Raw genomic sequence first — 4,352 nt, 5'->3', positions numbered from 1 at the left:
CGATCGCCGCCAACGTACTGGCCCGCCAGTTCATCCGGCCGCGCCAAATAAGGCCTACGTCTCCGACATCACCTACGTCCGGATCGGAGCCGGCTGGCTATACCTGGCGGTGGTGATCGACCTGTTCTCGCGCAAGGTGGTCGGTTGGGCCATGGCACCGAGCATGCCAGCCAAGCTGGTTTGCGATGCTCTGCACATGGCGGTTCAACAGCGGCGGCCTGGCGAAGGATTGATCGTTCATTCAGACCGCGGCAGCCAGTACGCCAGTGCTCAATACCAGGCGAAACTGGCCAGCCACGGCTTCATCTGCAGCATGAGCCGCAAAGGGAACTGCTGGGACAACGCCGTCGCCGAACGCTTCTTCCTGAACCTCAAAATGGAACGCGTGTGGCAGCGAGATTACACCAACCACGCTGAGGCCAAGATCGATATCGCCGCCTACATCGTCGGCTTCTACAACAGCGAACGCCTGCACTCAGTTCTGGGCAATCTGTCGCCCTCCGTCTACGAACGGAACATGGCAGCAAAAAAACCTATCGTTGGGTCCGAATTTACTTGACCACCACAGACCTTTGAAGTTACCGGTTGGTGTATTAGACGCATAGGTTGAACGACAACGGGATCGCCCTCGATTTCCCGGGAAATGAGGTTTTCTCATTTCCTGAAAATCTCCTTGCTCCGAAGCCGTGGCTTTGCTTGAAGCAGCATGAGCTGGCGGGGGATCACAAAGTCTTTGCGTCAATTATTTTGCATAGCTGGACTAAGTCTTGACACTATACCGCGCATTTTGCGGTCGTTAGACCATATCGGCCGTTGCGTTAGCGCCTCCATATCCGTCAGCTGGCTGGCGAAGTTTCGCGCAGATTTGGTTCGTGCGGGAAGTGGCAAATTTGCTTCAGAAGCGGTGGCATTAGCGCGCTTACCTAAAAGTTCGTGCTCTTCCTAGTCGGGCTTTGCCTTTGATAGCCGCCCGGATAGGCGGCTATCGAGTGTAGTTTTAGGTAAAAAAATGGTTACCTAAAACACTGGACACCTTGTCCGTTTTACCTAAACATCAGGTCAAAATGACGGTGTTGACCGGCTTACCTAATACTTCGGTCCAATTGCGTTTATCCACTTACCCATCCTGCAACCGCGTGAATTACGGCTAGAATGCAGCAAGCCAACTCGGCGGAGAGGCCGCATCAAGTTATCCAGGAACACCAGCTCGACCATGTCCTCGGTATAGCGGTCGATACGCTCGATGGCTTCGAGGATATGCGCCAAGTAGTCGGCCAGGCGCTGCTTAGACGGTGACGGTGACGGGCAAGATACAGGAGTTCATCTTGCGTCAGCAGGTAGCCTGCGACTCGGGGGCTGGCAATGCAGTCTTAGCGCTCGGGGCCGGCCGCGCGCGACGATTGCATGAAGGCCGTGCTATGCTTGCGCCGGATACGATCCGACCGCCACGCGTGCCGCGGCCAGGTCCCACGCCGCTTGCCCTACCGTTTTGAAAACGGGCACCGCAGCCGGTCGGGCAACGCTGCCGGAAAGGACTTCGGATAATTCGGTCACGCGCGTCCAGTCGATGCCGGCCTGGATCAAGTCACCTGCCTCGTGCCATGCGCCCTCTAGGTCGTCGACGACGATCCGGCGGCTGTGCAGGAGTTCGGCTGGGAATTCGGCCATGTCGGGCTTGAATGCGCCGACGCCGATCGCCAAGGTGAGCGGCGCGAGCGAGACGGGGATGACAGGGGTGGTCGACGTGGTCAATGCAATTACCACGTCCGTTACGGGATGCGCCGTCTGAAGCGAGGCCGCGTCAACCGGCTTGGCCACGACGTCGGCGTGGTGGGCCCGCAGCGCATCGCAGAACGTCTGCGTGGGAGCCATGTCGAGCCCGGCGATCCAGAATTCCGATACGCCGAAATACTCGGCAAGCGCGTCGGCATGCGCGGCCGCTTGCGCGCCTGTGCCAATAATCAAGACCGACGACGGCTTTTTCGGCGCCAAGGTCTCGATGCCGAGCAAGGTCATCGCCGCGGTGCGGCGCGCCGTCACCGTCGGACCGTCCAGCATTGCCAGTCTCCGGCCCGTTGCCGTGTCAAAGACGATGACCTCGCCTTGAATCGCAGGCAGGCGATGCTGTGCATTGTTGGCATGCACGGTAATCAGTTTGGTGACGCTAATGTCGTTGGCGATCGCCGGCATGCTGAGTAACACGCTGGTGCTGTCGATGGTGACCACCTGCCGCTCGGGAGCCTTGATTTGCTTGCCCGCCAGCTCGCGCGCGGCTTGGGCGACCGCCGGCACAAGCTTGGAGTAGGGCAGGGCCGCCGCCGTTTGAATCGGGTTGAAAATGTGCATATGACGCCTTTAACGTAAAAAGAAACCGGTGGGGAATGGATCGGAGTCTTCCAGCACCCATTGATTGGTTCCCATGATATGGGCGGTGCCGGTCACCTCGGTGAGGGCGGCGTCGAGGTCGCCGACCTTGACGGAATCGGTGACGCGGACCTCGAAACTGCTTCCCACTATGCTGCCGTTGATTAATGGCTGCCCGATGGCCAGTTTGCCGCGTAAAAACAACTGGGCCGCACGCCCGGACGTGCCGGTGCCGGTGGGCGAGCGGTCCACCTCGCGGTCGGCAAAGATACAGACGTTGGACTGGTCGACACCCGCGCGGTTGGGCGCGCCGTCGATGATGGTGCCATATAGCTGGTTTAGGCCCGGCTCGAGCGGATGGCGGATACGCACATTCTCTTTCACTGCCGCCTTGGTTTCGGCGCCCAGTTGTATCAGCGAGCGGACCTGTTCCGGCGCGATCATCAGTTTCGCCTGGCCCGCGTTGACGTAGTAATAAAAGGCCCCGCCGAACACGATATCGCCAACGATTTTGCCGAACGAAGGCGTGTCGACTTCCAGATCGCGCATGTAGATGAACGAAGGAACGTTCTTGAACGTCACCTTGCCTGCGCGCTTGCCGTCCCACTCCACATGCGCTTCGATAAAGCCGGCGGGGGCATCGAAGCCGATCCGCGTCGTCGGGACGGTGCGTTCGACATACCCCATCTCCACCAGGACCTTGCCGAGCGCGATAATGCCGTGGCCACACATATCGCTGTAGCCTTCGTTGTGTATGAAGATGACGCCGAAGTCGGCATCGGGCGTGGTCGGTGGCAAAAGATAGGCGCCGTACATGTCGGCGTGCCCGCGCGGCTCGTTCATCAGGAACTGCCGCAAATCGTCGCGATTCGCCTTGAGCCAGGCGCGTTTGTCGAGGATCGTGTTGCCGGGAACCGGCGGCATGCCGGAGACCATGATGCGCAATGGCTCGCCGCCGGTATGCGCGTCAATGGTCTGTATCGTGCGGACATAGCTGAGCATGCTGTTTCCTCTTTATTTAAGGTGAGTGAATGCGGTGAAGGCTGGTCCGGCCTCATTCCAGCCGGGCGGAGGCGACGTGCAGACAGTCCCCGCTGCGTATGCGCTCGAACAATTCCGGCGGCGCCACGACGATGGGGCAGTGTTTCCCGTAGGACTTTCCCGGCCATGTTCTCGCCATGATTCGGATGAGAGTGGTCGATAATTTCGCCCGTCGACGAATCGAGTCCAAAAACTCAGCGGCTCTGCCAGCTTAATCGCCTGACCTGAGGCCATATCGTTATTCTCAACTCAGCCGTGCCCCTCTCGCAGCGACTGTAATGCAATGGCAACATCCATGACGCGCTGAAATCCTTGCCAGATTGTCTTGACGCCTGGTTCCCCATCGCTCTTTCGAGAGAGTTGTGTATAACGATATGACCCCAAGTCCATACAACGCTGGCGATCGCAAGGCAATGGCCGAGCATGGCTTGCCGGCAGCCCCACGCTGCCGGCTAAGCCGGTGGACCGCGCCAGGGTCCGCGCATTGGTCCAAGCCGATGTGCGACTGGACCAATCAGGGACACAAAGGTCATGGCAGCTCGGTGGCGGGATAAGGGGGCCGCCCACCGTCCGCGATGAAGCTGTCGATGCGCGCTTCCAGCACCGGCAGCGGCACCGATCCCAGCTGCAGCACGGTGTCGTGGAAGGCGCGGATGCTGAACTTGGGCCCCAGTGCCGCTTCCGCCTTGTGGCGCGCTGCGATGATCGCCATCTCGCCCAGGTAGTAGGACAGCGCCTGCCCCGGCCAAGCGATGTAGCGGTCAACCTCGGTTTCGATCTCGTGCGCCGACAGTGCCGTGTTCTCGTGCAGGTAGGCCTGAGCCTGCGCACGCGTCCAGTTCTTGGAATGGATGCCGGTGTCGACCACCAGCCGCGCCGCGCGCCAGGCCTGGTAGCTCAGCATGCCGAAGACTTCATACGGCGTTTCGTAGATCCCCATCTCGCTA

At 59.9% G+C, this 4,352-nt stretch carries 3 protein-coding genes and 1 pseudogene; 1 reads left to right on the top strand and 3 read right to left on the bottom strand.

Features of this window, described 5'->3' with window-relative positions; all coding sequences use genetic code 11:
- Positions 1-559: pseudogene (locus D3872_RS23410) on the top strand (IS3 family transposase); the annotation flags it as partial.
- Positions 560-1,416: 857 nt separating this feature from the next.
- Here D3872_RS23410 and D3872_RS23400 read toward each other — a convergent pair.
- The 3 genes from D3872_RS23400 to D3872_RS23385 all read right to left on the bottom strand — a co-directional run.
- Positions 1,417-2,346: a delta(1)-pyrroline-2-carboxylate reductase family protein gene (locus D3872_RS23400; RefSeq protein WP_119813026.1), complete on the bottom strand. Its 930-nt coding sequence runs from the start codon at positions 2,344-2,346 to the stop codon at positions 1,417-1,419.
- A 9-nt stretch (positions 2,347-2,355) separates the two neighbouring features.
- Positions 2,356-3,366, bottom strand: a complete 1,011-nt coding sequence (gene lhpH / locus D3872_RS23395) for a trans-3-hydroxy-L-proline dehydratase (RefSeq protein ID WP_119813025.1) — start codon at positions 3,364-3,366, stop codon at positions 2,356-2,358.
- 568 nt (positions 3,367-3,934) lie between these two features.
- A partial coding sequence (locus D3872_RS23385; RefSeq protein WP_119813023.1) for a DUF885 domain-containing protein occupies positions 3,935-4,352 on the bottom strand: 418 nt, incomplete at its 5' end.

Source organism: Massilia cavernae (assembly GCF_003590855.1).
Classification (GTDB): domain Bacteria; phylum Pseudomonadota; class Gammaproteobacteria; order Burkholderiales; family Burkholderiaceae_D; genus Telluria_A; species Telluria_A cavernae.
The sequence above is the reverse complement of the archived record's forward strand: the minus strand, read 5'-3'. Positions and strand labels throughout refer to the sequence as shown.